The organism is Lysinibacillus sp. 10T31 (assembly GCF_056394365.1).
Genome location: NZ_JBFTHS010000017.1, coordinates 26,205 through 52,388, shown reverse-complemented (window position 1 = coordinate 52,388; position 26,184 = coordinate 26,205). Strand labels below are relative to the sequence as shown.

The window sequence follows — 26,184 nt, the reverse complement described above, 5'->3', positions numbered from 1 at the left end:
ACTTGCTCCCTTCAGGCCTTAACTTCATACAAAAAGTTAAAAATCAAAGCCAATCATATTTTCTGCAATTTCATTAAAGGATTGTTCCGACTCACTAAAGTAAGTTTCCCAAGCATCTTTTGCCCATATTTCAATTCGATTCGAAACTCCTAGCACGATACATTCTTTCAGAAGATGTGCATGTTGCATAAGAGTTGAAGGAATATTTATGCGCCCCTGCTTGTCTATCTCTACTTCCGTTGCCCCAGAAAAGAAAAACCTTGCGAAAGCACGTGTATCCTTTTTGGTCATCGGTAAGTCCTTTAATTTTTCTTCGAGTTTTCGCCATTCATCCATAGGATAGCCAAATAAACAATTATCAAGTCCGCGTGTCACAACAAATGTTTCACCTAAGGCTTCACGAAATTTCGCGGGCACGATTAATCGTCCTTTCGCATCAACAGAGTGTTGATATTCTCCCATGAACATGCTATTCACCCCACTTTATTAAATAATGTACCACATCCCCCCACTTTCCACCACTTTTTTTAAAAAAAACTTGACATTTTAACACTTAATACGTGAATAGGCCTTCAACGAATTATCGAATCCATGCTAAATGACATAAAAAAAGAGCTATCCTTAGTAGGATAGCTCTCTGTTTACTATTTATGTCGTCATTGTTCATCAAATCAACATTGTATTAAATTGTTAATTAGGTATAAAGTTACAAACATTGGAATTATAAATAAATTAAATAGTGGTGATTACCAATGCTATAATTTTGTTTCAGCATTTCAGTAATTAACACAGGTCCAAACTCATTGAAATATTGATAAGGATTATAAGTTCTTTCCTGGAATCCTTCATTTGGATACAACTCATTTTGTAGCGTCATAAATTTTCGGATTGTCGTTTCATGCTTGTTAAGAACAGTTTGTTCAACCTTTTGCTGTAAATACTCAAATTGTTTTAGATGATTCTCTTTATTTTTCACAAGAATTTTATCTAGTAATAGATGTTGCTCTTCTAAATAAAGTTGAAGGGCGCCATACTTTTCTAAAAGCTCTTGTTGCATCATCTGAATTTGACGCTTCGCCTCAGTATCCTGTATTCCAGCAACAAATTGTTCTTTAAGCTGTAACGCTTTCCCATCCCAAACATCAGCAACATTTAAACGATATTCACGTAACAGTTGTTCTACGTGACGTGTGACAATCGTGATATGAAGACGTGGAGCAAAAATCGGCATTTGTAAGCCTAATACCGCAAATGCATCCTTCAATGTCGCCCAGTACGCAAGCTCCCCTGGTCCACCAACAAATGCAAGCACAGGCAATGTCATTTCCTGCATTAGCGGACGCGTCACAACGTTATTACTTAACTGCTCAGGATGTTTTTCAGCAATTTCCAAAACATCTTCACGTGATAGCTTGATATTTGCAGCTAGATTGACAAATTGCTCGTTTTTTCTTTCTAAAAGATGACGCTCCCCATCTTCTACATAGAATAAATTGGCCGCTTCGTTTGTTGCCAAAATAGGATTGCCATAGCCTGCACGTTCAAGCTCTGCTTCTTTTTCTGTTACCACTCTAGCAATTTCTTCATTTTTATGAATGATACGGGTAAAATTCTCACGCTCATATTGACGGAATTTAAAGTCCGCTGCATCAATCATCAATAAACCTTCATCTTTAAACAGCAGGTTCATAAGTTGCGCAAAGAAGTCCGTAAATGTTTCACTCTTATTAAGAGTATCCACTAATTGTTCTATAAGCATTTCGGTGAATTCTGTTTCGCCCATATCCTTGGCAATCGTATTTATTAGTTGTGTCATAGATTCTTTGTTTATACTTGTTTCAGAAGCCATCGTTTTACGTCTTGAACGTTCACCGTAAACACGTTTTTTAATATCTTCACCACGTACTGTATACGTATGGTTAATTTCCTCTAAATCATGATCTTCACCAGCTATCCAAAAAACAGGAACAACCGGTCGCTGAAGTTTTACACTTTGCTCTTTCGCTAATGCAATGACCGAAATCGCCTTATGCACCGAGTAAAGAGGGCCTGTTAAGATACCCGCTTGTTGCCCACCGACAACCGCAACAGCTCCTTGTTCCAGTTGCTGCAAATGTTCATTCGCTTTCTTTGATAAACCGAACGGCTCCATAAATTGACGTATGATGGCTGTTAATTCTTTTTGATCACATGCATGCTGATCTAAATATTGCGCTCGTTTTTCAAAAGATATATCGTTATATTCGTATTCAAAAAACTCATGAATCGCAGTATTCGTCGACCAATAATCTGCTAGCAAACGATTTTTTATGGGTACTTGGATTGACTCCAGTTTCATTTAACACAAACTCCTCTACTCACTAAATCATCTTCTTACTCTTCATAAGCAAACTTGAAATAAAATAAATCCCTTTACCGATATCCTTAGAACATTTATTCAACATGACATCCCAAGATTCAGAAAAACATAATACGATTTTTGTCAGATACTCAAACGTTGTCGTACATTGGAATTTTATTTAATTTTTTGCACATATAGAGTTATTAATAAAAAAACAATATTTAATGCTATTATTTTAACGCTTATGGCTTCAACATGAAAAGAAAATGCTTAGACATCCTGTAAATATTCTATAACAGATCGAATAACACCTACTATACAAATAACAATATACGCAGTACTTAGTACTAAAAATTGAAAGCGCCAAATTTTCTTAAGTAGCGATTTCACTTCAATTTCTTTTTTCGTTCGCCAATCAATATATGTAAAAATCATTGCCATCATTATCGCCAACGTTACTAATAGCGCACTAACATTGACATTCCACAGTACACGAATTGCTAGTGGTACTGAAAAAAACAAACACAATGTTGTCAAGTCCGATGCCACTCCAAAAGCATGAGTGCCTCGAATTTTAACCTTCCGACTAATTAAATAGACAATCACAAAAAGGAGGATCGGACAAAAAATAACGATACTTATAATTATATGTAAAATTTCTTTCAACGTCTTTCACCGCTCTCCTCTATCGCAAGTACTTGGTGATATAAAGTGCGTAAAGTAGGCAAATCATGACCATTTGCTAGAGCTTTTTCTAGTATTACTCCTACAATCGTGTCAATTTCACTTTTTCTCCCGTGAATCCGATCCGCTAGCATAGATGATGTATTACTTGCTGTTTTTTCACATAACTCTATCACCTTGAAAAAAGGTATGGCTTGTTCTATGCCTTCAAAAGCATCCGTTAATTCTTGATAGATAGTTTGCATTAATAAAAACGCTTGCTTATTCGTTACTAACTCTCCATTCCTCACTTGCAATATTGCCGTTAATGGATTAATCAAGCAGTTAAATACCGCTTTCTCAAATAACATTTGTTCAGCATTAGCAACCAACTCAAGCGGATACAAGGGATTTTTTAATTGTAACAAATCGTTAAACACATCACTGTTCCCTCGTTCTATCGCAATTTTACAAACACCTACACCTCTATGTTGCACGGTTGACTGATCTATCATTTGAGCACCAAATGACACAGAGCAAAAGGCAATATTTTTTTGTGGCAAACGCAGTGCTTCGTCAAAATGTGCTAAACCATTTTGCATAAACAACAACGAAACTGTACTTGGCAACGCACATAATTGTCCGTAAAGCTCTTGTAATTGACCGTACTTAACCGCAATTACAATTAAATCTTGCTGTGGTAGTTCCTTTAATTTCGTAATTGAAGTAACTTTTTGCACAGTTTTTGTTCCATCAACATTCACTCGTGTTAAATAATTTGCATTAAGTTCCTCTGCTTGTCCCTGCCTTCTTGCAACCAACGTTACAGACATACCAGACTCAGCTAAAAAACTCGCCGTTAACTGACCTACAGCCCCCGCACCAATAATCGCTACATCCACAATACATTACACCTCCCACATTTATAATGGACGATCTCCATAAGAGAACGCCCTCCTAAACAGTTCTACCACAATTACATCTTAGCCGCTACCGTCCATCATTCATACGTTCTTTTTTGCCCCTCACTACAGAAGGAGGTGCCTTAGAAATCGTTCTAAGGCACCTCTTATGCAGGTTATTTTATTATACAGGATTGACTAAGTGTTTACGATAATATTTGAGGGGCAGTTAATCTCACACCTAACCCCTTTGCTTCTACTGAATTTTCAGGTGTGAGGTTTGTACGTGACGCTACGCTTTCGGTACAAATAAGTTTGTTCCTGACACTTCGCTTCCGTTACAGATAAATTACTGCTCGTTAACTCGGCTGTTGAAACACTTAGCACAGCATGCAGCATTATGTTTTCGTACAAGTTTACATTTTTTCTAAGTACCTCACTAACTTTCGTCAACTTCCTTATTTTAATCTTTCATTAAAGAATACCCTTGTTGCAACCATTTCACTAGTTTATCGTGCTCATTTTGTAATTCACGGTGCCTTACTTCGAGACTTTGATAGGCTTCTGTTAATTCATCGAAACTTGTTAATGCCAGTTTCAAATGGCTCCGCATAGATTGTTGCGGTTGATTTCGCACAGCTAGTAGTGACTGACTATATTGACTACGTAATGTTTTATTCCAACGGAAACCACATGCTTGTTTTGTACGACCTAGTTCAGCAGCAGCCAACTCAAAAGCTTCTAGCTGTGTTTTGCCATTTTGCACATTATGCAACACAATTTCTGCTAATCTTTCATCGTCTTCCTTTGTCCATTGATCTTTTCTTTTTTTCAATTCCATAATCTATCACCCTCGCATTTTTTACTACTATATGCGTGCGCGAGCAAAATAGAATCATCGAATTAAAAAAGACAGTGATTATGTTTTGTTATAATCACTGCCGTTATACATTATTTATTGTTTTTCTTTGTTAGGAAATTAGCAACTGCCTCGTGGTGAGCTTCACTTTCCCACAATTTCGCACATGTACGAACTTCCTCCATAACACGTTCATACATATTACGCTCACGCCACTTACGAAGCTCAATTTCTTTATAAGCCTTATGAACAGAAGGATGAATTTTACGCATATGTTCGATAAAATCATTCAATGCCGCTTCTTTTGAACCTTCAAAAACGCGCATTGCCCAACCAATCTCATATAGTAATTCCGCTGGATAAGGCTTCGCATCGACTAGCATCTTCATCGCACGATCATGGCGTAATCCTCGTTCGAATAAGTATGTACCGCCTCCCCAGCCGCTCGTAATTGCTAATGTCCCCTGTATAAAACCACACTTCGCGTGACTTGCCACTAGACGAAAATCGCAAGCTGTTGCAATTTCACAGCCTCCACCAACCGCTGTTCCGTTAATTAACGCAATCGTTGGCACTGGCAACGTTGCAAGGTCGTATAATATTTCGCCCATCTTACCCAACATCCCAAACGCCTCATCCTCTGTTTCGAGCGAATGGAATTCAGATAAGTCCCCTCCAGAGCAAAATGATTTATCCCCTACTCCCGTTACGACTAAAAAACGAACATCATCATGATTTCGAATATATGTAATGACTTCTTGTAGCCCATCCATAACCTCATCATTCACCGCATTCCGTTTTTCTTCTCGATTAATCGTAAACGTCATAATACCTTCTTTGTTATCAATTATGTAAGCCATACTATTTCCCCCTTTGTCCCGATGGATAAATTGTATCATACAATTATTATAGTACTATATATCTTTTCGCCATTACCGAAAGATTCCGTCTTATCAATTATGCCTCGGCATAATTGAGTCAGGAATCGGCTTTGTGCTTGCACAAAGAGCTCCCTTCCGATTCCTTGACATCCGCCGGAGGCTTTAACTTCTTTCAGCGGGTGTTTGGACACCCGCTGAAAGAAGTTAAAACCAACAAAAAGGCTAGTAAAGAGCCATGGTCTCTCTACTAGCCTTTTAAGTGAGCAAACACTGTATTATTTGCTTACTACTTCTTTACCTTTGTATTGTCCGCAAGCTTTGCAAACACGGTGTGATAATTTTGCTTCCCCACAGTTTGGGCAAGCTACCATACCAGGTACAGATAGTTTGAAATGCGTACGACGCTTTCTTTTTGCAGTTTTAGAAGTTCTTCTAAATGGTACAGCCATTGATGGCACCTCCTTACAGATCGTCTATTCGTCTGTTTGATCAAAATACTTAGCTAAATTAGCTAGTCTTGGATCCACTTTTTGTGTGTCAGCTTTTTTGTGTAGTTCAACGTCTTCATCTGTTGCGTAAGACCAGTTTTTACCACCTTGCACTTGTCCTTCGGAATTTTCCTTGAACACTTGCAAAGGTACTTCAAGAAGCACTAACTCCTCGAGAACTGGCTTCATGTCGATTACTTCACCATCAAGATAGTGAATTTCTCCGTCATCTTCCCCTCGTTTATCCTCGTCAATCCAGCTGAAAACTTCAACTGTCTCAACTTCGATAGGAAACTCAACATCTTCCCACGTGCGTGCACATGGTAGTGTTAACGTCGCTGTCACAGTTAGCTGACATGTCATTTGCGATGCACCGAAAGTACATAGCCCTTTTACATGAACGGGCGAAATTGCTCGAATATCCTGGTTTCGCTCCATCACCTCGTCCAGTTGGACATAGGCATCGATTGGCATCCCGTTTTGGCGGTATTTAGATAATTGATGAATTGACCATTTCATTCGTTTAATCACCTCGAGACAACAATGTTGATTATATAATGTGTAAAAATAGATGTCAAGATAATTTCTTGTCACCACAATAAAACCCACCTATAATTATATATTATAATAAGTGAATTTGCTCCAAATCGTTCTATAATAAGCAAAAGGCTCCAAATCTACAAGAACGAGAAGCAAATGATATTGATAAAGGGGGCTTAAATTTGCAAGCAGTCGGAATAGTTGTTGAATACAATCCTTTTCACAACGGACATGCCTATCATATGGAACAGGCAAAAAAAGTAGCACAAGCGGATATTGTTATCGCAGTCATGAGTGGGGATTTTTTGCAACGTGGTGAACCAGCCATGGTCGATAAATGGACACGCACAAAAATGGCTCTCGCTGGTGGTGTTGATATAGTCATTGAACTACCCTACGTTTATAGTACCGCACCTGCAACTGATTTCGCAAAAGGAGCAATTTCCTTACTATCTGCAATTGGTTGCGATTCTTTTGCCTTTGGAAGCGAAGATGGTTCCATTCAACCCTTTATGAATACGTTTCAGCTCATTAATAGTAATCGCACTGAATATAACACTCTTATTAAAGAAAGCCTTAAAACGGGTGCAAGCTATCCTAAAAGTCTACATTACGCCTATGAACAGCTTTCTCAAAAGTTCCCTGCAACATACATTGATTTGGGCCAACCAAACAATATACTTGGTTTTCATTATATTGAGGCTGCTATAGCTCTAGGCAGTAACATTAAACCTTTAACGATTCCTCGCATTGTTGCAGGTTACCATGACGCTTTGCAAGAAGGGGCATCCATTGCTAGTGCCACAGGAATACGCAAGGCTCTAGCAACAACCAACACTCTACAAGGTGTACAAGATTTTCTCCCTAAAGCATCGTTTGATTATTTAGCCGAATGGCACGAAAAATATGGTGATTTTGCAAGTTGGGAAACTTTTTGGCCATTTTTACAGTTTACACTTATTCGCCACACACCTCATGAACTTACGCGCTACGCTGAAGTATCAGAAGGCATTGAGAACGCTCTAATTAAAGCAGCGAAAACGAGCCATTCATTCAGTAGCTTTATGGAGAAAATCAAATCAAAACGCTATACTTGGACGCGACTTCAACGTATGCTCACACACATTTATACTGGGTTTACAAAGGAACAGTTGCGAAGCTTTGACGCTCCATCTAGTATACGTTTACTTGGTATGAGCAAGAAGGGACAAGGCTATTTAGGAATGCATAAAAAAGATATACCTTTACCTTTAATCAGTCGTGTAGCAGCTATGGATGATGCTATGCTTGCTGTAGATATTCATGCAGCAGAGGTATACAATCTAAGTGTAGAACAAGGAACAAAAGAACATAGTCTTTCCAAAGATTATCAAACACCACCGATTCGTTTTTAAGTAACGAAAAAGGATGCCAGAAATTCTTCTAGCATCCTTTTTTGCTGTTGACAAACAAAATGGTCAAGAAATGTCGTGGCGCTTTAAATGAGGGTGATTTCACTTACTTTCCTGTGAGCGAGCGTTGAGCTAAAAGGATTCACTCACAGTTTTGTGTGTGAATCCTTTTGTTCTTCTGAAGGTGGATGTCGATAAAAATTAAAAGTTAGGTGATAAAACGTGAAAGTTGGTAGATAAAATTTAAAAGTTGGGCGATAATTCCTGAAAAGGTCCCGTTCAAACTAAAAAGTTGGAGGTCATTTTGTTAAAACGTAAAAGCGGCTCATCGGACGCCCCCAGGAAGCTTTGCTCTACGCGAAAGCGATGCGGCAGCTACAAATGTTTTCCGTAGCGAAAGCAAAGTGACAGCTACAAATGTTTTCTGTAGCGAAAGCAAAGCGACAGCTACAAATGTTTTCTGTAGCGAAAGCAAAGCGACAGCTACAAATGTTTTCTGTAGCGAAAGCAAAGCGACAGCTACAAATGTTTTCTGTAGCGAAAGCGATGCGGCAGCTACAAATGTTTTCTATAGCGAAAGCGATGCGGCAGCTACAAATGTTTTCTGTAGCGAAAGCGATGCGGCAGCTACAAATGTTTTCTGTAGCGAAAGCGATGCGGCAGCTACAAAGCGCCCAGTCGGAACGGAAATCAACCCCACGCTACAGAAAAAACTTTATTTCGGCTGTAACTGTTTTAAATATTCGATTGCATCATCAACAGTTTTAACCGGAACTATTTTCATTTTTGTTCCAATATCTTTAGCAGTCTTTACTGCTGTATCATAATTAGATTCCAGATCAGGATATTTAGCTTTCATTTCTGGAGTAATTTCATCGTCTGGTGCAAAAAAGATTTCCATACCATCACGATCAGCAGCAATGACTTTATAGTCTATTCCACCAATTCTTCCAACAGAGCCATCAACCAGCATTTCCCCTGTCCCTGCAATAGCATAACCTTTCGTTAAATCTTCTTCGAGAAGTTGGTCTAAAATTTCTAAGGTAAACATTAACCCCGCAGACGGACCTCCAATATCCTCCGTTTTCATAGACACATCGGGATTTGTTTCAATCGATTTACTTTCAGTATAAGTAATACCTAACCCTGCCCTTTTCTCTTCTGATTTAGGGATTTCCTTTAAGGTAATCGTTACTTCTTGTTCTTTTGTATTACGTTTAAATTTAATTGTCACCTTATCTCCAAGTTGCTTTGGCTTTAAAAGATCTACCAGCATTTGTTGGTTTCTAATTTTTTGCCCATCAACTTCAATAATTTCATCTCCAGCTTTCAATAAATTATCCGAAGCACCGCCGTCTAGGACATTTAATACAAAAACACCGTTAAAGAGAATTTTTGTTTGAAGGCCAGCCCTTTGAAAAGCTACATACTTTGCATTAAATTGAGAATCAGACATTAATTTAAACTGTCGAACATTATATTCCTCTTCATCCTCTAATGGATTTCGAACTTGGTCAATATCCATTAATTTTTGATATTTTTGAGTTTTCGCCCACAAATATGAAAAAGGTGTAGCTTGTTGCATAGCCACCGTCATTAAACTCAAGGATCCTTTATCATTGTTGTGGCTATTTTCAACGTTAACAAATTTACTAACATCATAAGCACTTCCTGGCTTCATGATATAAGCGTCTAGTCGGTACAACATTAAAAAACAAATCACGACTAATAACACTGCATAAATACTAATTTTTTTCTTCAAAGAAAAACACCTCCTAGGACGCTCGCAAAACCATACGTTCATGTTTTTGCCTTTTTTACATATATTGATTTTAGCATTTGCCTATGTGAATGACAAAAAGTTGAAACGAGATGATAACATGTATGCGATAATTCAAATAGCGATTTGCATAGTTCTTATTCTATTACTCTTGTTATTCCCACAAACTGCTCATAACGGTACTGATTTAGGTTTAAATCTTTTTATGGAGGCCCTTTTCCCGTATTTACTACCTTACCTTATTTTAACGCAATGGCTTCTCCGTTTAACGGCTCCTATGAGAACGAAAACAAAAAGAGCTTCTTTATACGTACAAGCCTACATTATTAGCGCACTCGGGGGATATCCATCTGGAGCAACAACAATTGTTTACTTAAAAAACAGTGGGCAACTACATCCAAAAGAAGCAAATTTTTTATTAGCCGTATGTCACGCACCAAGTCCCCTTTTCGTGCTAGGCTTTGTAAGCCTTGATTTATTAAACAGTAATACGTTCGGATGGATGTTTTTATGTTTACTACATAGTTTTAATATTTGTTGTTTAATAACTGGTTACTTCCTATTTCGTAAAACGGATCCTCCTAGCATCTCCATACACAATACGCCTTTGCATACAGCACCATTTTCTGAAAGTATTAAAGAAACAGCACCGACAATACTATTAGTTGGAACTACAATAATTTTTTTCACTACCATCCAGACGATTGTCCAACAAGGCTTAGATTCACTACTACCTAAGCTTCCCTATACAGCTGAGCTTTCCATAGCCGCAATTCTTGAAGTTACAAATGGTCTTAAAATGACCGTCTCAGCTTTTCCAAATCTTCCATATTTACCGTTACTAGTTGTTATGTTGTTAACAATGCAAAGCATAAGCATCCACTTACAAATATTCGTAATTGCGAAATCAGCCAAACTTTCCGTTCGACCATATCTAAAATTCCGCCTACTTAGCATAATCATTGTACCCACTATTTATGCTCTTTTTTTCTTAAAATAAATAATCATCTTTAGAGTAAAGAATGGATTTTTTGGAGTATGCATAGCAGAGGAATTCAATCACTTGTTCGCTCCTATAACCTTCCACAAATAATTGCAGAAAAAATTATGATAATTCCTAAAACCATTTTTTATCAAACTAACCAGAAGCTAGGGTAATATCACGTCAGAAAAGCGCGAGAAATCAACATTTCTAAAAATGATTTCTCGCGCTTTTTAAGACTTTGGCCAGTTTTGTCCCAGCCTCACTTTTTTAGTTTTTTATCAATTATGCGTCCGGAATCGGCTTTGTGCTTGGGCCGCACAAGCACCGACACGATGTCGGTCATTTCGGTAATGCCACAGGACGTGGCGTTTTTATCGATGCAGGTCAGTTAGCCGTTATCGCATCGAGCGATAACGGCTAACATCCTACCTTTCCGATTCCGTGACATCCGCTGAAAGAAGTTAAAAACTATACTTTTCTTTTAAAGCTTCTACAACACAAGCAGGAACAAGCTCGCTAACATCACTACCGTATTTCGCGACCTCTTTAACAATACTCGAGCTTAAGAATGAATATTGATTTTTTGTCATGATGAAAAACGTTTCAATGGTTTCATCTAGAAAACGGTTCATCGAAGTAATTTGCATTTCGTATTCAAAATCCGAAACAGCACGTAAACCACGCACAATCGCTTTTGCTTTTTTTTCCTTAGCATAGTCTATTAATAGCCCCGATGAACTTTCAATACGTACATTCGGCAATGATTTAGTAACTTCCGCCATTAAAGCCATACGCTCTTCTACTGAAAATAACGGCTGCTTGGATGAATTATTTAAAACAGCAACATAAACTGTGTCAAAAACATCTGCCGCCCTTTTAATAATATCTAAGTGACCAAATGTCACCGGATCAAAACTTCCAGGAACTACAGCAATCTTCTCTGACAACTCATTCTCCCTCTTCCTCTATGCAACGATCAATTTTCAGGGGCGTTTAGACACCCTCTGAATGAAGATAAACGGATATAATCGTTCCGCCATATGTTTCTTGTCTTTTTAATACAAAGTCCCCAAATCTCTGTGGTAATTCTACTTCTTTTGCATGCTCACATAAAATAATGCCATCATGTTGAATTTTATCATTGTCGACAAGAATCTGCACTAAGTCATAATATTCTTTGTGATGATATGGTGGATCTAAAAATACTAATTTAAACGTTATATCGCGTTTTAATAACGCTTTCACAGCACGCTTCGCATCTATACGAAAAAGCTCAGAGCAATCCTCGTAACGACATTTTTTTATGTTTTCCTGAAGCACTTGGAACGCCTTTGCATCCTTTTCAATAAAAACGGCGTGCTCAGCCCCTCTACTTAAAGATTCGATACCTAAGCCACCGCTCCCTGCAAATAAATCGAGCGCTATGCCTCCATCAAAAAAAGGACCAATAATATTAAATATAGATTCCTTTACTTTATCAGTTGTAGGTCTCGTCGTGTTCCCTGTAATCGCCTTTAACGGCATCCCTTTACGTTCTCCTGCTACAACTCTCATAGGTAAACCACCGTACTTTCTTATTCCATATATCAATTTCGCCTTGGCGTAATTGTTGTTGCTGTCGCTTCGCTTTCGCACAGAAAAAACATTTGTTGCTGCCGCTTCACTCTCACTAAAAAATAGGCTGAATGGAGATAAAAGCATTTTTGCAGCGAAAGACGAACCTCCGCTGCAAAAAAATTATTCTTGTTCTTGTGTTAACATCTTAATATTGATACGACCATCACTTTTTTGTAATTCTACTAAAAATAATCGTTGTAGCCAAGCTTCTTCAACATAATAATTATTGGCAATTTTAATAATCGGTTCTGAAATAGTCGAATATCTACGTTGATTAAATACATAAAACCCAGGTTCTTTCGGGAATCGGAAGGTGCGATTATCACTATTGATATAATATCCATTTTCACCTTCACTAGCAGTATAGCCTAGATAAGGTAACAATTTATCAGCATTATATAATACTTGCCCTTCATAAAGTATTACATGAACATCTTCTCTCAATACGTCATTCACGTAAACACTTCGATCATCCTCGAATAATAGTGGATATGTGCCATTTTCTTTGGCCGTATTCAACTTAAAATAGGACGTTTTTGCATCTAATACCTCGGATAAAAGATCGTCCATTGAAGCAGGGGAAATCGGCTCTTCCCCAAGTCTATTCAAAGCTTCCTGCCATGCCAACTCTTGATTAGCTGTCATATATTCGTTTAACGTCTTCACTATTTTCTTCGCTTTATCTGAGCCAATCGTATCCTTCACTAAATAGGATGCCACCACTTCCGGCAACCATGTTGGTGAATCTTTAAACTTATATTGCGACTTTATTTGCGACAGTATAACTTCCTGTTCAACAGCTTGTTCAGTTAGCTCTGGCAAAAATAAAAGTCGGTCATCATGTTCTTTTACTGGATTCTTTTCTTGAATAATAGCAATATGTTGATCATTCAAAAACTTAAAATTCTCCAATGATTTCAAGAAATCCTTCGAAATAGTTCCCGGGGCATAAATAGACAACACAGGAGTTTGCTCTTGTACTTTTAAATTTCCCGATTGCCAATAAATATCACGAACTGTACCATATCCACTAAACATTGTATAGTTAACAAGCGATAGTTTTTGCTGACCTACTAAAGGTAAGCCCGTTATCCATTGACCAGCAATTTTACTATCAGTTGAAATATGTACAACAGAATAAGATGATTCCCCATTCGTTAATGTGGCGAAAACATTTTGGATGAGCATTTTATCTTTTAAGCCACCCTTAATTGGAATTATGTATGAAACAGATTGTGATTTAGTCTCTCCTTTATTAAAATATGAGACTTCTTTTGATAAGCGATTACAGCTTTTTTCGTTATCGATAAAGCAACTAGGATTTACCGCATTTTCTGGCCACTTTATCTTCACTTTTTGGTTGGGTAAATTTTTAAAATGTTGACGAATATCCAAGCTATTTTCTCGATAGACAATTTCTATCTCTTGTGAATAACGGAATTCGCCATTGCCTGTCTCTAAGTCAGACGAATAAGCATGGTACTGAAAAAATAACGTTCCGGTAATGATTAGTGCTAGAATGGAAAAAAAACTCATTGCAAATTTCATGTGCTTGACCTCCCGCAGCATGATACTATGTGTATTGGAAAGGATGTGCAATTTTTATGCCACAACAATTTATAGAATTAGGTGAGGGCTATGGTGATGTTTATGAGCTACTTGAAATAGTGAGAACCAATCAAGATCGCTTCCACCAAGCCTTTATACTAACATCCACTAAAGAAGAAAAAAAGGTTGCCTCTTTAGCAGTCGCTTTAAAACCAGTCGGTGAAAGTAAATTCATGCCGATTTATATTTGTCGAGAAGGCATCCCTTATAATGAAGAGCAGCCTTCACAGCGACAAAAAATATTTGAAGAAAGTATTAAACGACTAGATAGAAAAGCGGTTGTTGTAGAAATAAAGCACTCTTCTATATTTTCGGAATCAAAACTATTTTATCAATACTTGATCGGAATAATGAGACTTCATCACTATATTCCGGCGTTAACATAGTATTATAGACCTGCTTTATAGTCATATTCTTTCGCTTTATCTGGTTTTGCATTTTCATACTCAGTTTTAACAAATGGACGATAAGACTTTACAACGTCTTTCACGAATGGAAGGCGTTGTAGTTTTGTTGTCATTGATTCAATTTCCTCTCGCTCGCAATAAATTACTACATATTTTTGCCTCCGAGAAATATAAAGAACATGACCATACTTTCGAAGAGACTTCGCATGTTTTAATTGATGGACGTAAACGATTAGTCCTTGGCGTTCGTTCATAGTATTCCCCTCATTTCTTACATAAAAGAATACCATAGACCGGAAAATGATAGCAACAGAGTTTAGCTGACAGAACGCTCAATTTTCCGTTATAATGGAAAAGCATACAACGTTAACTAAGAGTTTTACATTCACTTATGCAAATTATAGAGTACTAGAATTTTTTGTTTGCTTACTGAAAAATCAATTATGCCTCGGCATAATTGCGTCCGGAGGCTTTGGGCCAACGGGATGTTGGTCACTCAGTCGTGTATTTTTGCTGTCGCTTCGCTTTCGCACAGATAAATTGCCACAGGATGTGGCGTTCTTAGACTGAGTTCCTCTATTTCAGCAGGTGTTTGGACAACCACTGAAAAGTAACTTAAATCCGCATTCATCTCACCACCTATAGAGGCGGGAGACTTCTGTACCTGTCGCTACGCTTTCGGTACAAAAGAGATCTGTAGCTGACGCTTTGCTTTCGCTACAAAAAACATTTGTAGCTGACGCTTTGCTTTCGGTACAAAAAACATTTGCTGAAATAAGTTAAAAAGTGAAATTACCAGTACTATTTATATCATTTTAATTGTTAAGGAGGACGAATATGGGTAAGAAAACAAAGATTGCGCTTGCAATCGCAGCGGCAAGTGCAGCTGCTTGGGCAGGTAGTAAAGCTATTTCTAAACCTCAACAACGAGAAGGTAAACAAGCATTACAATTTGATCACCCAATTATTCTCGCACATCGTGGCGGTGCTCATTTAGCACCTGAGCATACGATGCCTGCTTTTGAAAAAGCCGCAAAGTTAGGTGTTGATGGCTTTGAAATAGATATTCGCTTAACCAAAGATGAGGAAATTATCGTTTTCCACGATGATACTGTTGATCGTACAACAGATGGCTATGGACTTGTTGCAGACATGACTTTAGCAGAAATAAATGCATTAAACCACGGTTATCAATTTGAAGATTTAGATGGAGAATTTCCTTATCGAGATGAAAAAGTAGACGTTGTCACATTACGTGAACTTTTAGAAACTTATCCAAATTTGTTGGTAAATATTGATATTAAAGATGCACCAGATACGTATGAAGGAAGTTTAATGCCATCTAAACTATGGCGTTTAATTGAAGAGCTTGGTACTGAAAATCGAGTAGTAGTCACAAGCCTTTACGGTGAACAGATCGATCGCTTTAATTTATATGCACAAAATCAAGTAGCGCTCGGTGCAGGTGATTCAGATATTCGTAAAGCATTTGCTTCTTTCTCAAGCCAATTTGGACACTTATATCATCCAAAGGTAGACGTATTCCAGATACCGCCTAAATCAGGAGTAATTACACTAGAATCTCCGAAGTTTATCCAGTTTTTGAACAATTTAAACATCCCTGTTCATTATTGGACTATCAATGACATAGCAACAATGAATAAATTAATTCACAACGGAGCAAAAGGTATTATTACAGATCGACCTGATATTGCAGTAGAATTACTACAAAAATAACTATAATAAACCGGAGGCTAATTTCCAGTTTATTATGGTTAACACATTGATTGGTGAGGGCCATCTTTTAACAGCCCTTACCTTTTATTAATTTCTCTACCTATATTATTAGCAGCTACAGGGGATAAACCTAATTCTCTTGCCCACACAGAAAGCTACCCTATACGATGAATTTCATGTGCAATATCATGGTGTTAAAATCCCATTTTTTTGTATAAGCATTTGTATCCTAAGAGACCTTTACCCATTCATTTTTTCAGCAGAGTTCATCTCAAATTTACGCCCGATTAGTAAAATCTAATAAACAACAGGGCTGAAGAAAACCCCACTGTTTAAAGTTTTGCTTTATTGTAGATGATGTAATACCGCATCCGTTATATCACGTAATGTCGCTTTTCCTCCCAAATCACCTGTTTTAATACCTTCTGCTAATGTTGCTTCCATCGCATTCAGCACTTTTGTACCAAGTTCATGATACCCTAAGAAATCAAGCATCATTTTACCTGTCCAAATTTGTCCAAGTGGATTTGCTATCCCTTGTCCTGCAATATCAGGAGCAGAGCCATGGACTGGTTCAAACATAGATGGATATTGTCGTTCTATATTTAAATTTGCAGCTGGAGCAATTCCGATACTCCCCATAATTGCACCACCTAAGTCGGTTAAAATATCCCCAAATAAATTGGATGCAACAATGACATCAAAGTTTTCTGGCTTCATCACTAAAAAGGCAGCTAAAGCATCAATATGATTAGATACTTGTCCTATGTTCTCGTAGTCTTTACCAACTTGCGAAAATACTTCATCCCAAAAAGGCATACTGTATGTAATTCCATTAGATTTTGTGGCACTTGTAACATGCTGGCGTCGAGTTTTTGCCATTTCAAATGCATATCGCATTGCACGTTCTGTTCCCTTCCTTGTAAAAATAGCATTTTGGATAGCAACTTCATCCTGTCCACTATGTATTCTGCCACCACTCTCAGCATACTCTCCCTCTGAGTTTTCACGTATAACAACAAAATCAAAACCATTTGGGTTACGTAAAGGTGAAGGCAAACCTTGAAGTAGCTTTGCTGGACGTACATTAATAGATTGCTTCATCTCACGGCGGATTTTAATAAGTAGCCCCCATAATGAAATGTGGTCTGGTACTAAATCTGGCATACCTACAGCACCTAAAAAGATTTGATCGTAACCTTTTAAAATTTCAATACCATTATCAGGCATCATTTTACCTGTCTCTAAATAATAATCACAACCCCATGGGAATGTTGTCCATTCAAATTGAAAGCTGCCATCTAATTGAGCGGCTTTATCAAGAACTTCTATCGCGGCTGGTACAACCTCTTTACCAATCCCATCTCCTGGTATAACGGCAATTCGATAAGTCTTCATCTGTTAATCCTCCTTTAATTTCTATAACGCCTATGCAATTACTATACAATTTCTCCGCAGCAATTACACCCTGATGTTTATGGCTGTCACTACAGTAACATCGTATAAAAAAAGACTGTATAGAAACTCACACGAGTTTGCATACAGTCTTAGAAAAAGTATTACCTTGTTTATGCAGAGCAAGAGCAAGAACCGCCTGAGCCACATCCTCCACCACATGAAGAACCTGATGCAAAGAACGGATTACTTACAGGAACTTTTACCGCTTCTGAAACAGTTTTCCCTATAAGTAAGCTTATTTGATCAAGTAAATCTTGAAAATCGTTCTCAGCAATTCTTAAAGCTGAAACCTTTTCGTTTAAATCGAGTGCGCGCTTTTGCTGACGAATCGATTTCATAATTGTATGATAGTCCGGATGATACTTTCCGAAACGTTGTACATCTTCATACTGCTCTTTCATGCGATTAAATGCATAAATAGCTTCGACTATTTGGACATCGCTATATACAGCATCATATGCTTGCTGTAGCATTTTAGCAGGCTCAGAGGAAAGAATCATCTCACAAAGCACATCGGCCTCATCCAAAATGATTGCCCAGTCAGAGGTCATCATCATTTTTAATTCCCCCAATCTCTTTCCCATCATAACAGATTTTATGGTAATTTTACATTATTGATATTTTTAAATGAAGGAGTTTTTAAATTGGTGCCATCGTCTAAAGAAGAAATAGAACAATTACTTTCAGAGATTTTACAACATAGTACAGCTGAAGATGAGGAAGTTTTACTACATTTATTGTCTGGCCTTCGCGATAAACAACAAGGTATTCATCGACGTTATATTAATGCTGCCTTACACATGGTTGGCAAATTTGAGCCTGAAGTTAGCGAAGTCCGCATTCCCATTACACCTGTTATCCATAATACCATTAAGGTACCACACGGTGGGATTATTGCAACAATTGCAGATGCAGCAATGGGAGGACTTGCTTCGCGTTCAGTACCAGAAGGCTTTAATGTTGTCACAACAAATATGAATATCTCTTATATTGCTACAACAACCAACAAAGAACTGATTGCTCGTGGACGTTTCGTGCATAAAGGGCGTCAGACACTTGTGATGGAATGTGATATCGAGGATGAAACTGGACGAAAACTTGCTATTGCAACTGGTTCTTTCTTTGTCATTCAACGCCGTCCTTAGTCATAAGATTTAAAAAGTAATCTCGAATACATTGTTGATCGGAAAAAGGGAATTTTTGATTTTTTATTTGTTGGGTCTGTTCATGCCCTTTTCCGGCAACAAGTACAATATCACCTTTTTCTGCCTTCGCTAATGCTTGATGAATAGCAATTTTCCGATCTAGATAGATTTCATAATATTGCTGCTCAGTAAAACCAGCAATAATACTTTCATTAATTAAAATCGGATCTTCATCTCGTGGATTATCAGTTGTTAAAAAAATAACATCCGCATACTTACTAGCTACTGCTCCCATCGCAAAACGTTTCGCCTTATCTCGATTTCCACCACAGCTAAATACAAGGTACAAGGTTTTCGAGCGATCAAAAGTTTGCAGAACAGCCTGTAATGCCTCTGCAGTATGTGCGTAATCTACGTACACATCAATACCAAATGGATTGTCTATTTTCTCAAGTCTTCCTTCTGGTAGCCTTAACAACCACATATGCTCTGCTATTTCTTCAATTGAGAAACCTAGGCGCCATAAAGTCATCAACGCAGCTACAGCATTTTGTACATGATATTTACCAACAAAAGGGATTTCTACAATGTGCTCACTCGATGACGTTTGTAAACAAAGTACCGTTTTTCCAAATGATTCACTGACAATTTGGATATGTAAATCATTATGATTATCAAAGCCAAATGAGCAGGATTTTTTCTTATCATAAATACCAACGGAACGGCAAAAATTATCATCTCCATTTAGCACTAGCTTTTTCGATAAATCTGCCAATCTTTTTTTCGCACGCTTATATGCCTCAAGTCCTCCGTGATCTTCTAAATGGTCCTCCGATAAATTTAAAAAAACGCCACAATCGATATCACAATGATCAAGTCTATTTTGCTGTAATCCCATTGATGAAGCTTCTAAAACAACATGTGTAACACCATTTCGTACACATTGCTTTAAAATCGGATGCAACTCTTTTGCCTGCAATGTAGTTAATTGCTCATACACAGTTTGTTGTTTCTGCTCATTGATGAAAAATCCTACAGTACCAATAACTGCAACGTTTTTATGTAGGGCTCTTAATAATTGGCTCACAAAATGACTCACTGTTGTTTTACCATTTGTACCAGTAATCGCAATGACTGTTAATGCTTCTGCGGGAAAGGCTGAAAGCTTTGCACTCGCATACGATAAAAATAGGGATGTATTCGGAACCCAAACAAAAGGAATATTTTGATCGGTAATAGGCATTGAAATACTTTCCTCTGATACTATAGCGGCGGCACCCCGAGCTAATGCTTCTTTTACAAAACGACTTCCCGATGTTTTCTTACCCTTTCGTACAATAAAAATATTCCCAGGTTTAACTGCCTGAGCATAATCCTCGACGCCTGTAATAGTTGTGCGAATAGATCCTCCGGTTACGCTACATGGCCAGTCTTTTAACAGTTCAGCTAATTGCAAGCTTCATTCCCCCTTTCGGTTCTCTATCATATGACGGCGTATGTAACGGTGTGACGAAAAATGTAGGCGGTCATTGTGCTTATCTTTTTCGTATCAATTATGCCTTGGCATAATTGCCGCTGCCGCTACGCTTTCGCGCAGATAAACAATGCGTCCGGAATCGGTTTTGTGCTTGCACAATGAAAAAGACTGAAGATAAACTTGATTTCGCCAAGTTTATCTTCAGTCTTAAACTTCTATTTATGGTGATGATTCATCCATATTTTCTACTGGTTCCACAGAGTCTTTATTCTCACTTTCCAGCTCTTGAGAAGAAGATTCTAAGAATATTTGCGTATAATAGTTTAAAAATACTCCAGATCCCACAGTCGTATATTTATCATTTAAAATGACTTTGCGATGCTCAGGTGAATTAAGCCAGCCATGCATTGCTTCAATCGCATCAAAATAATCAGTCGCAAGGTTTTCATTCGCCTCGTTATATTCGATTCCCAGTGTTTCTAATCTCTTTTTCAAATCTCCATTTGTTGGTGATTCATGAGCAAGGAAATTGTGAACCTTCATATCTTCACTATGCAATTTTGCAACTTCTTCTAATGATTCATCCATATTTACTGGAGTTAAATCATGTTGAACTCTTGTTACATTTATTAAATCGTCAAGTTGTGCAGCACTCGCTGCATTAATTTTCTGCTGTAAAAAGGAAGATGGTGGTGTTGGTATAACTAGCTCACCTTGATAAGTCATTTCATACGGTTGATGGAGAACAAGGGTTTTACTATTAGTAAAGCGTATTCCTTGTAGCTCACCCGTTTCTCTATCTATATAAAGTTGCGCAAATAGCCCATCGAATTTTACAAGCAGTCGAGTCTGCATATCCTCTTCACTCATCGAGAAAACGAAAATATTTTTACCGACATTTGCAGTTACTTCATAATCAATAATTGTCATTCGGTATATATCATCACGCTTCTGACCAACCTTAAAAGGAAAAGCATCCAAATCTTCACCAGCAATGTAAACTTGCGTCACAACATTATTGTCAACGCCTACCATAAAAAATCTAGAAGTGTCGGCATTATATATCCACCAATCATATCCAAAAGAGGATGGTTCCTTGCGTACTGGTTTACCATATTTCTCTAAAACCACCTTAGCTTCTTGGCCAATTAATGTCGACATCCCGCTTTTTGGACGAGTCGTTGCCCCCATTTCAGGCTGCTTTAGTTCAGTTTTGGGAATAATATTTGAATTGGCATTCGGGCCTTTTAGTGGTTCATTTTCACGTGGTGGTGTATTAAAAAACATAAAGCCAATCAATGCAATTGCAGCACATGCCATAAAAATGCGAAATAAAGCTTTCATACATGACTCCTTCTTATCACATTATTCTATTTATTATATCAATTGTAATTGGGTTGACACAATGTTGTCATTGCAACAATGTCGAATATGCTCTATTATAAAAATGAGCGTATACTTTGTACGAGAACCTAAAGGAGGATTATAGATGTATTTCGAAAATACTAACCTTGAAAATTTAACAGCTGATCAAGAACTTATTGTAAGCGTCATGAAAAAAAATGGTTTAGAATGTGATGGCGGCTGGGATTACGAACGTATGACTTTTGATAAGCGTTTCGATACTCGCGAAGGTCGTTATTACCTACGTGTATTCTCGTATGCTAAATCTGGTGATGTTGGTGCACACGATGCAATTCTAACTTTAATGAAACCAGTACTTGGTAAGTACTACTATCCACACGGCGTTGAGTATGGTGATGATGAAGTTTACCCAGCTCATCTTGTAAAAAAATGTGAAGAAATCTTAAAAAAGGTTAAATTAGACCTAGAAGCTTTTGAAATTCATGCATAATTTTAGATAGTTATTTCACTTTGCATACATGTCGATTAAACATCGAAATTATTTTATTTTTTATAAGGGTTAACAGTAAATTGGCAACAGCATGCAGTGCAATAGCTAAATCTGAAAAGAGACTGGTGGTCCAGTCTTTTTTATTTTGAGTAAAAACTTTATTTCTTCTCATACTAACTATATCTTTTACATGATGTAGGTGAGATAAATGTTACAATTTTTCAAACACCCCTTTTTTCGCCATCCGATCATTGTTATAGCTATCGGAATTGCAATTCTCTGGTTTATATCCCTGTCATTACCCATACTGCTTGCCTACGTAACTGCATTATTATTGGAACCTGTCATCATACGAATTAGTAAACGGTTCCGAAAAAAACGCAAAATAGTTGCATCCATTTTTTTCTTATTCTTTTCAAGCATGACATTACTATTATGTATTCTCATTATATTTATAAGCTGGAAACAATTTTCAACATTTATCATTCATATTCCAGAGTACCTTAATCAGCTATCAGCACTATGGATTCAAATACAATCCAAGCTTTCCAACTTTACGTATCATTTACCCTTAGATCTTGTTATACAAATTCAACTTATGATAGCACGGGCTCTATCTTCAATCGAGAAATATGCTCTTTCTTTAACAAATGTGAATGTTTGGTCATCTTCACTTACGTATATAACTTCTCGTTTGTTCGATATTTTTGTTTATTGGGTTGTATTATATATGTTTCTTTTAGAGTTACCGAATATTAACCGTAAAATGTTAGCACCTATTTCGTTTCATTATCATCAAAAAATACTATTTATTGGACAGCGCGTAAAACTTGCTTTATTTGGTTTTGTAAAAGCACAATTTTTAGTTGGTATTTGCATTTTTGCTATAGCCTTTGGAGCCTTTTATTTTCTTAAAACGCCATTCCCACTTATTTTAGCACTCTTACTAGTCATTTTAGATTTCGTTCCATTTTTAGATTCATTTATTTTGCTTCTTCCTTGGGCAATATACAAAGCCTTTACAGGTGATTATATCTATGCAGTCATGCTAGTCGTACTTACGATCGCACAATTTTTAGTTCGACGTATGATTGAGCCTAGAGTTATTGGAAATAAAGTCGGACTCTCCTCACTAACAACTTTTATTGCAATGTTTATCGGTTTTAAAATGTTTGGATTTTCCGGTATTTTAATTGGTCCTTTACTCGTTGTTGTTGTCGTTTCCCTATTTAATCAAACATCCATAAAAAATCTCCCACCTTCTCAAAAATAAGGAGGGAGATTTTTAATTATGCCTCGGCAAATTGAGTCCTTGGGCTTTAATTGTAGCTGTCGCTACAGAAATTAATTACTAAAAGAAGTTAAAAGCCTAAAATAGCTTTAATGACAGATGTTGTTTCACCTGGTTCAAACATTACATATAGTAAAATGTATACTAAAACTCCTGTAATAGCTACAAAGAACCAAATAATACTTGTAATCGGTCCAATACGACGGTGAAGCTTGAGATTAGTTTTCAAACCAGAAATAATACTAACAATTCCAAATACTGCTCCAGTTGTTGCGAGTGTAATGTGGAAAATTAAGAAGAAAGTATAATATGGTTTTAAATCTTCTCCGCCACCAAACGCTGTGTTACCTATAAAGACTGTACGTGAAACATATATAATAAAGAAGGTAAGTGCTGCAACTCCTGCTGCAAGCATTACTTTTTTATGTGCCTCAACTTTTCTTTTTATAATTAAGCCCCAACCAATAGCTACAAGTACAGCACTAATAACGATGAATGATGTACTTATAGTAGGCAAAATTTGCAATTCCATTTACAAAACCCCTTATACAAATTAAAGTTTCTTTTTACAACTGATGTTGTTGTTGTTGACTTTCCCATTTCTTTTGATGTTCTTTTAACGCATCAGCCGTAATTTTATCAGGATCCTTTTGTTCTGAACGATACCAATTAATAAAGATTGCTCCAAGTAATACACCAAAAATAAGCTCTTGTAAAATCTTCATTAAAACGCCTCCTAGTTGCTGATCGGCAACAGGTGTCATATTTGTAAAGAGCTCTGGTCCAGATAAAGATAAACTAGATAATGTGGACACTGGTACACAAAGTTCCATTGCCTTTAGCCATGCTTCACCATTTGTATATGTTTCATACATAGCATTTGGCGCAAAGATAATTAACGCACACGCAGGTGTAATTAAGACCGCATTAGCAATGATATAGGCTAGCTTATGCAAAGGTTTCATTTGCGGACTATTAGGTATCTTTTGAATCAAAGGCCAGTACATTAAAACAGCAGAAACAAATAATACAAATGTATATGTACCATGTAAAGTTTCGTTTAATTTAATGTAGTCTAATACTGCAGGTAAATGGTAGAAAGAAAATAAACCAATAAACACAAATACCGCAACGACAGGGAGTGTCAATGTTTTAAATAAAGATTTAACAACTGGTGCTTCAATCGCAACTTTCCATAACCACCAAGGAATCCCCTTAATTAAGAAAATCGGTACAAGTAACAATAAAATAGCCATTTGCACCATATGCATCGTAAACATAATATGCGCCATTAAATCTACTGGAGATCCTTTAATAATATAAATCGTTACCATTGCCAGTACAAAATAAATAGCCTCTTCCTTTTTCAAAGGCTCACTTACTTTAAAATCCTTGCGCCACTTTGTTGTGACTAGAAAATAGATGACTGTTATGAAAACAAGAACCCCTATTAAGTATGGGCTCCATAAAGCTTGGAAACCAAATATACTAAGTGGCATACAGAACGCACTCCTTTAACTTCAGTACTCCTATTATAGAACTCTTACACTTATTCTGCAATGAACGAAAGGTGAACAAATTACTATCTATAGTTTACCTCTCTTTCAGGATTATCGTATTTATAGAAAAAATATTCAAAGTATAAAAAACCAACATGAATTATATTATTTCTTGCTAGCTTCTCACCATAACGTGGAGTTGATTTCCGTTCCAGGCTACTCGCTTTGTTGCTGTCGCTACGCTTTCGCGCAGATAAACATTTGTCGCTGACGCTTCGCTTTCGCGCAGAGCAGAGCTTCCTGTGAGCGAGCGTCGAGCCGCTTCCTCCGCTGTTGTTGCTGCCGCTACGTTAGCACTACGCTTTCGCACAGAAAACATCCGCTCCGTGCAGGGTCTCGTCTGTCTCGCTTTCCCACGGGAGTCGAGTAGCCTTCCACTCCAATCAACAGTAGCGTAGAATTTTTATTAATTTTAACATTTCAAAAGTGGACGCTATGACAACGCACCATAATTGAACAGAATAGATGTATAACAGTGACGTAATTGTACATTTGTTTTTGCTGCCGCTTCGCTTTCGTACAGACGAAACCCTTTTGCTAAAGTCGCGTCTTATCACTTAAATTAAAGCTACATATAAGAGGAACACTCTATGTAAATCAGTTGATTGGAGTGGAGACTGGGCGACTCCTCGGGGATTAGCGTCACAGATGAGACCCTGGAGCGAGCAAAGCGAGTGAAGCGGCTCATCGGACGCCCCCAGGAAAGCGCCCAGTCGGAACGGAAATCAACCACTCGTTTTGCTCAAGAGCCATAATGGATGCCTTGGTTCTTACCTGCTCATCACTATAACGTGAATAAAACCCAAAAAGAAAAGCACGTTCCTACTGAAAGTAGAGAACGTGCTTTTTTGGTGATTACCACCAAATAATTGTTAAAAATGCTAAGAAGAATGTAAATGCGATTAGTATACCCATCCACATGAAGAAACCAATTACACCACCGAAGTGTGTTTTTTTGTCTTCTAAGTGCATGAAAGAGTAAAGTTGAAGAACAACTTGAACACCAGCAAGCAATAAGATGAGTGGTAATATTAAGTATTTAGAAAAATCAGCTGCAACTACTGCGAATGCGATAAATGTAAAGAAAATCATAATCGCAAAGTTGATTACTTGTTTACGCATATGAACGGCATTATGATGACGATCATACTCGTATTGTGCCTGAGACTTAGCAACTATAGATGTATCGTGTGATGACAT

General features: G+C 37.4%; 31 protein-coding genes. 9 read left to right on the top strand and 22 right to left on the bottom strand.

The genetic code is table 11. The features are described from left to right. Positions 1-36: 36 nt before the first annotated feature. The 8 genes from mraZ to AC1DCY_RS11725 all read right to left on the bottom strand — a co-directional run bounded on the left by mraZ (position 37) and on the right by AC1DCY_RS11725 (position 6,653). Positions 37-468: a division/cell wall cluster transcriptional repressor MraZ gene (gene mraZ, locus AC1DCY_RS11760; protein ID WP_477350296.1), complete on the bottom strand. Its 432-nt coding sequence runs from the start codon at positions 466-468 to the stop codon at positions 37-39. A gap of 253 nt (positions 469-721) precedes the next feature. Beyond that, entirely contained in the window at positions 722-2,338 is a 1,617-nt protein-coding gene (gene bshC / locus AC1DCY_RS11755) for a bacillithiol biosynthesis cysteine-adding enzyme BshC (protein WP_477350294.1), read from the bottom strand. 273 nt (positions 2,339-2,611) lie between these two features. Beyond that, positions 2,612-3,007 carry a DUF3397 domain-containing protein gene (locus AC1DCY_RS11750; RefSeq protein ID WP_477350293.1) on the bottom strand — a complete coding sequence of 132 codons (396 nt, stop codon included), beginning with the start codon at positions 3,005-3,007 and terminating at the stop codon, positions 2,612-2,614. Further along, complete coding sequence (locus tag AC1DCY_RS11745) at positions 3,004-3,906, bottom strand: ketopantoate reductase family protein (protein ID WP_477350291.1); 903 nt, start codon at positions 3,904-3,906, stop codon at positions 3,004-3,006. The genes AC1DCY_RS11750 and AC1DCY_RS11745 overlap by 4 nt, the downstream gene beginning before the upstream one ends. A gap of 463 nt (positions 3,907-4,369) precedes the next feature. After that, positions 4,370-4,747, bottom strand: a complete 378-nt coding sequence (locus tag AC1DCY_RS11740) for a transcriptional regulator (RefSeq protein WP_132357574.1) — start codon at positions 4,745-4,747, stop codon at positions 4,370-4,372. 110 nt (positions 4,748-4,857) lie between these two features. Further along, positions 4,858-5,625 (bottom strand): enoyl-CoA hydratase/isomerase family protein, encoded by a 768-nt coding sequence (locus AC1DCY_RS11735; RefSeq protein ID WP_477350289.1) that lies wholly within the window; start codon positions 5,623-5,625, stop codon positions 4,858-4,860. A 296-nt stretch (positions 5,626-5,921) separates the two neighbouring features. Continuing rightward, positions 5,922-6,095 carry a 50S ribosomal protein L32 gene (gene rpmF / locus AC1DCY_RS11730; RefSeq protein ID WP_010858320.1) on the bottom strand — a complete coding sequence of 58 codons (174 nt, stop codon included), beginning with the start codon at positions 6,093-6,095 and terminating at the stop codon, positions 5,922-5,924. Positions 6,096-6,119: 24 nt separating this feature from the next. Beyond that, the gene (locus AC1DCY_RS11725) at positions 6,120-6,653 is read right to left on the bottom strand and encodes a YceD family protein (protein WP_477350286.1); all 534 of its coding nucleotides are present in this window, start codon (positions 6,651-6,653) and stop codon (positions 6,120-6,122) included. Between the two features lie 203 nt (positions 6,654-6,856). On the opposite strand from AC1DCY_RS11725, the gene AC1DCY_RS11720 reads away from it, so the two are divergent. Both AC1DCY_RS11720 and AC1DCY_RS11715 read left to right on the top strand, forming a co-directional pair. Beyond that, the gene (locus AC1DCY_RS11720; RefSeq protein ID WP_477350284.1) at positions 6,857-8,068 is read left to right on the top strand and encodes a nucleotidyltransferase; all 1,212 of its coding nucleotides are present in this window, start codon (positions 6,857-6,859) and stop codon (positions 8,066-8,068) included. A gap of 414 nt (positions 8,069-8,482) precedes the next feature. Then, a complete protein-coding gene (locus tag AC1DCY_RS11715) occupies positions 8,483-8,833 on the top strand; it encodes a hypothetical protein (protein WP_477350282.1) in 351 nt (116 codons plus the stop codon). On the opposite strand, the gene AC1DCY_RS11710 is transcribed toward AC1DCY_RS11715, so the two are convergent. Further along, positions 8,781-9,827, bottom strand: coding sequence for a SepM family pheromone-processing serine protease (locus tag AC1DCY_RS11710; RefSeq protein WP_477350280.1), 1,047 nt, complete (start codon positions 9,825-9,827; stop codon positions 8,781-8,783). The two genes, AC1DCY_RS11715 and AC1DCY_RS11710, sit on opposite strands and share 53 nt — an antisense overlap. Positions 9,828-9,945: 118 nt before the next feature. Here AC1DCY_RS11710 and AC1DCY_RS11705 point away from each other — a divergent pair, with 118 nt between their 5' ends. Then, on the top strand, positions 9,946-10,845 hold the full coding sequence (locus tag AC1DCY_RS11705) for a hypothetical protein (protein ID WP_328010712.1): 900 nt from the start codon (positions 9,946-9,948) through the stop codon (positions 10,843-10,845). 446 nt (positions 10,846-11,291) lie between these two features. Here the strand turns inward: AC1DCY_RS11705 and coaD are convergent, their stop codons facing one another. The 3 genes from coaD to AC1DCY_RS11690 form a co-directional block, all read right to left on the bottom strand. Then, the gene (gene coaD, locus AC1DCY_RS11700; RefSeq protein WP_477350278.1) at positions 11,292-11,777 is read right to left on the bottom strand and encodes a pantetheine-phosphate adenylyltransferase; all 486 of its coding nucleotides are present in this window, start codon (positions 11,775-11,777) and stop codon (positions 11,292-11,294) included. 46 nt (positions 11,778-11,823) lie between these two features. Continuing rightward, positions 11,824-12,384, bottom strand: a complete 561-nt coding sequence (gene rsmD / locus AC1DCY_RS11695) for a 16S rRNA (guanine(966)-N(2))-methyltransferase RsmD (RefSeq protein ID WP_477350374.1) — start codon at positions 12,382-12,384, stop codon at positions 11,824-11,826. Positions 12,385-12,567: 183 nt separating this feature from the next. After that, entirely contained in the window at positions 12,568-13,995 is a 1,428-nt protein-coding gene (locus tag AC1DCY_RS11690) for an RNA polymerase II (RefSeq protein ID WP_477350277.1), read from the bottom strand. A gap of 56 nt (positions 13,996-14,051) precedes the next feature. Here AC1DCY_RS11690 and AC1DCY_RS11685 point away from each other — a divergent pair, with 56 nt between their 5' ends. Beyond that, entirely contained in the window at positions 14,052-14,441 is a 390-nt protein-coding gene (locus AC1DCY_RS11685; protein ID WP_400721425.1) for a DUF7147 family protein, read from the top strand. A 2-nt stretch (positions 14,442-14,443) separates the two neighbouring features. On the opposite strand, the gene AC1DCY_RS11680 is transcribed toward AC1DCY_RS11685, so the two are convergent. Both AC1DCY_RS11680 and AC1DCY_RS11675 read right to left on the bottom strand, forming a co-directional pair. Then, positions 14,444-14,716 carry a YlbG family protein gene (locus tag AC1DCY_RS11680; protein ID WP_132357596.1) on the bottom strand — a complete coding sequence of 91 codons (273 nt, stop codon included), beginning with the start codon at positions 14,714-14,716 and terminating at the stop codon, positions 14,444-14,446. Positions 14,717-14,958: 242 nt separating this feature from the next. Further along, on the bottom strand, positions 14,959-15,093 hold the full coding sequence (locus tag AC1DCY_RS11675) for a hypothetical protein (RefSeq protein ID WP_477350274.1): 135 nt from the start codon (positions 15,091-15,093) through the stop codon (positions 14,959-14,961). A gap of 206 nt (positions 15,094-15,299) precedes the next feature. Between AC1DCY_RS11675 and AC1DCY_RS11670 the strand changes: the two genes are divergently transcribed. Then, complete coding sequence (locus AC1DCY_RS11670) at positions 15,300-16,199, top strand: glycerophosphodiester phosphodiesterase family protein (protein ID WP_477350272.1); 900 nt, start codon at positions 15,300-15,302, stop codon at positions 16,197-16,199. 345 nt (positions 16,200-16,544) lie between these two features. On the opposite strand, the gene AC1DCY_RS11665 is transcribed toward AC1DCY_RS11670, so the two are convergent. Together AC1DCY_RS11665 and AC1DCY_RS11660 are read right to left on the bottom strand one after the other, a co-directional pair. Then, positions 16,545-17,597: a tartrate dehydrogenase gene (locus AC1DCY_RS11665; RefSeq protein ID WP_477350270.1), complete on the bottom strand. Its 1,053-nt coding sequence runs from the start codon at positions 17,595-17,597 to the stop codon at positions 16,545-16,547. 170 nt (positions 17,598-17,767) lie between these two features. Continuing rightward, positions 17,768-18,214, bottom strand: coding sequence for a YlbF/YmcA family competence regulator (locus tag AC1DCY_RS11660; RefSeq protein WP_477350268.1), 447 nt, complete (start codon positions 18,212-18,214; stop codon positions 17,768-17,770). Positions 18,215-18,304: 90 nt separating this feature from the next. Between AC1DCY_RS11660 and AC1DCY_RS11655 the strand changes: the two genes are divergently transcribed. Further along, positions 18,305-18,802 carry a PaaI family thioesterase gene (locus tag AC1DCY_RS11655; RefSeq protein WP_477350372.1) on the top strand — a complete coding sequence of 166 codons (498 nt, stop codon included), beginning with the start codon at positions 18,305-18,307 and terminating at the stop codon, positions 18,800-18,802. On the opposite strand, the gene AC1DCY_RS11650 is transcribed toward AC1DCY_RS11655, so the two are convergent. Together AC1DCY_RS11650 and AC1DCY_RS11645 are read right to left on the bottom strand one after the other, a co-directional pair. Continuing rightward, positions 18,783-20,258, bottom strand: coding sequence for a UDP-N-acetylmuramoyl-L-alanyl-D-glutamate--2,6-diaminopimelate ligase (locus tag AC1DCY_RS11650; RefSeq protein WP_477350266.1), 1,476 nt, complete (start codon positions 20,256-20,258; stop codon positions 18,783-18,785). The genes AC1DCY_RS11655 and AC1DCY_RS11650 overlap by 20 nt on opposite strands. A gap of 240 nt (positions 20,259-20,498) precedes the next feature. Further along, positions 20,499-21,623, bottom strand: coding sequence for a CAP domain-containing protein (locus AC1DCY_RS11645; protein WP_477350264.1), 1,125 nt, complete (start codon positions 21,621-21,623; stop codon positions 20,499-20,501). Between the two features lie 145 nt (positions 21,624-21,768). Between AC1DCY_RS11645 and AC1DCY_RS11640 the strand changes: the two genes are divergently transcribed. Both AC1DCY_RS11640 and ytvI read left to right on the top strand, forming a co-directional pair. Beyond that, positions 21,769-22,134: a YugN family protein gene (locus AC1DCY_RS11640; RefSeq protein WP_132357615.1), complete on the top strand. Its 366-nt coding sequence runs from the start codon at positions 21,769-21,771 to the stop codon at positions 22,132-22,134. Between the two features lie 208 nt (positions 22,135-22,342). Continuing rightward, positions 22,343-23,407, top strand: a complete 1,065-nt coding sequence (gene ytvI, locus AC1DCY_RS11635; protein WP_477350262.1) for a sporulation integral membrane protein YtvI — start codon at positions 22,343-22,345, stop codon at positions 23,405-23,407. 88 nt (positions 23,408-23,495) lie between these two features. Here ytvI and AC1DCY_RS11630 read toward each other — a convergent pair whose 3' ends face one another. From AC1DCY_RS11630 to AC1DCY_RS11620, 3 genes are all read right to left on the bottom strand, one after another. Then, positions 23,496-23,957, bottom strand: a complete 462-nt coding sequence (locus AC1DCY_RS11630; RefSeq protein ID WP_477350260.1) for a DUF420 domain-containing protein — start codon at positions 23,955-23,957, stop codon at positions 23,496-23,498. 34 nt (positions 23,958-23,991) lie between these two features. Further along, positions 23,992-24,924, bottom strand: coding sequence for a cytochrome c oxidase assembly factor CtaG (gene ctaG / locus AC1DCY_RS11625; RefSeq protein ID WP_477350258.1), 933 nt, complete (start codon positions 24,922-24,924; stop codon positions 23,992-23,994). A 175-nt stretch (positions 24,925-25,099) separates the two neighbouring features. After that, complete coding sequence (locus AC1DCY_RS11620; protein WP_477350257.1) at positions 25,100-25,294, bottom strand: hypothetical protein; 195 nt, start codon at positions 25,292-25,294, stop codon at positions 25,100-25,102. Positions 25,295-25,589: 295 nt separating this feature from the next. On the opposite strand from AC1DCY_RS11620, the gene AC1DCY_RS11615 reads away from it, so the two are divergent. Then, positions 25,590-25,739, top strand: coding sequence for a hypothetical protein (locus tag AC1DCY_RS11615; protein ID WP_477350255.1), 150 nt, complete (start codon positions 25,590-25,592; stop codon positions 25,737-25,739). A gap of 100 nt (positions 25,740-25,839) precedes the next feature. Here the strand turns inward: AC1DCY_RS11615 and AC1DCY_RS11610 are convergent, their stop codons facing one another. Then, positions 25,840-26,184 carry a cytochrome C oxidase subunit IV family protein gene (locus AC1DCY_RS11610; protein WP_049668310.1) on the bottom strand — a complete coding sequence of 115 codons (345 nt, stop codon included), beginning with the start codon at positions 26,182-26,184 and terminating at the stop codon, positions 25,840-25,842.

What these genes read in the sequence shown, in the direction of transcription:
- mraZ (WP_477350296.1), bottom strand. Translation starts at nt 468, where the DNA reads ATGTTCATGGGAGAATATCAACACTCTGTTGATGCGAAAGGACGATTA.
- bshC (WP_477350294.1), bottom strand. Translation starts at nt 2,338, where the DNA reads ATGAAACTGGAGTCAATCCAAGTACCCATAAAAAATCGTTTGCTAGCA.
- AC1DCY_RS11740 (WP_132357574.1), bottom strand. Translation starts at nt 4,747, where the DNA reads ATGGAATTGAAAAAAAGAAAAGATCAATGGACAAAGGAAGACGATGAA.
- AC1DCY_RS11735 (WP_477350289.1), bottom strand. Translation starts at nt 5,625, where the DNA reads ATGGCTTACATAATTGATAACAAAGAAGGTATTATGACGTTTACGATT.
- rpmF (WP_010858320.1), bottom strand. Translation starts at nt 6,095, where the DNA reads ATGGCTGTACCATTTAGAAGAACTTCTAAAACTGCAAAAAGAAAGCGT.
- AC1DCY_RS11725 (WP_477350286.1), bottom strand. Translation starts at nt 6,653, where the DNA reads ATGAAATGGTCAATTCATCAATTATCTAAATACCGCCAAAACGGGATG.
- AC1DCY_RS11715 (WP_477350282.1), top strand. Translation starts at nt 8,483, where the DNA reads ATGTTTTCTGTAGCGAAAGCAAAGCGACAGCTACAAATGTTTTCTGTA.
- AC1DCY_RS11705 (WP_328010712.1), top strand. Translation starts at nt 9,946, where the DNA reads ATGTATGCGATAATTCAAATAGCGATTTGCATAGTTCTTATTCTATTA.
- rsmD (WP_477350374.1), bottom strand. Translation starts at nt 12,384, where the DNA reads ATGAGAGTTGTAGCAGGAGAACGTAAAGGGATGCCGTTAAAGGCGATT.
- AC1DCY_RS11690 (WP_477350277.1), bottom strand. Translation starts at nt 13,995, where the DNA reads ATGAAATTTGCAATGAGTTTTTTTTCCATTCTAGCACTAATCATTACC.
- AC1DCY_RS11685 (WP_400721425.1), top strand. Translation starts at nt 14,052, where the DNA reads ATGCCACAACAATTTATAGAATTAGGTGAGGGCTATGGTGATGTTTAT.
- AC1DCY_RS11680 (WP_132357596.1), bottom strand. Translation starts at nt 14,716, where the DNA reads ATGAACGAACGCCAAGGACTAATCGTTTACGTCCATCAATTAAAACAT.
- AC1DCY_RS11675 (WP_477350274.1), bottom strand. Translation starts at nt 15,093, where the DNA reads ATGAATGCGGATTTAAGTTACTTTTCAGTGGTTGTCCAAACACCTGCT.
- AC1DCY_RS11670 (WP_477350272.1), top strand. Translation starts at nt 15,300, where the DNA reads ATGGGTAAGAAAACAAAGATTGCGCTTGCAATCGCAGCGGCAAGTGCA.
- AC1DCY_RS11665 (WP_477350270.1), bottom strand. Translation starts at nt 17,597, where the DNA reads ATGAAGACTTATCGAATTGCCGTTATACCAGGAGATGGGATTGGTAAA.
- AC1DCY_RS11660 (WP_477350268.1), bottom strand. Translation starts at nt 18,214, where the DNA reads ATGATGATGACCTCTGACTGGGCAATCATTTTGGATGAGGCCGATGTG.
- AC1DCY_RS11645 (WP_477350264.1), bottom strand. Translation starts at nt 21,623, where the DNA reads ATGAAAGCTTTATTTCGCATTTTTATGGCATGTGCTGCAATTGCATTG.
- AC1DCY_RS11640 (WP_132357615.1), top strand. Translation starts at nt 21,769, where the DNA reads ATGTATTTCGAAAATACTAACCTTGAAAATTTAACAGCTGATCAAGAA.
- ytvI (WP_477350262.1), top strand. Translation starts at nt 22,343, where the DNA reads ATGTTACAATTTTTCAAACACCCCTTTTTTCGCCATCCGATCATTGTT.
- AC1DCY_RS11630 (WP_477350260.1), bottom strand. Translation starts at nt 23,957, where the DNA reads ATGGAATTGCAAATTTTGCCTACTATAAGTACATCATTCATCGTTATT.
- ctaG (WP_477350258.1), bottom strand. Translation starts at nt 24,924, where the DNA reads ATGCCACTTAGTATATTTGGTTTCCAAGCTTTATGGAGCCCATACTTA.
- AC1DCY_RS11610 (WP_049668310.1), bottom strand. Translation starts at nt 26,184, where the DNA reads ATGTCATCACACGATACATCTATAGTTGCTAAGTCTCAGGCACAATAC.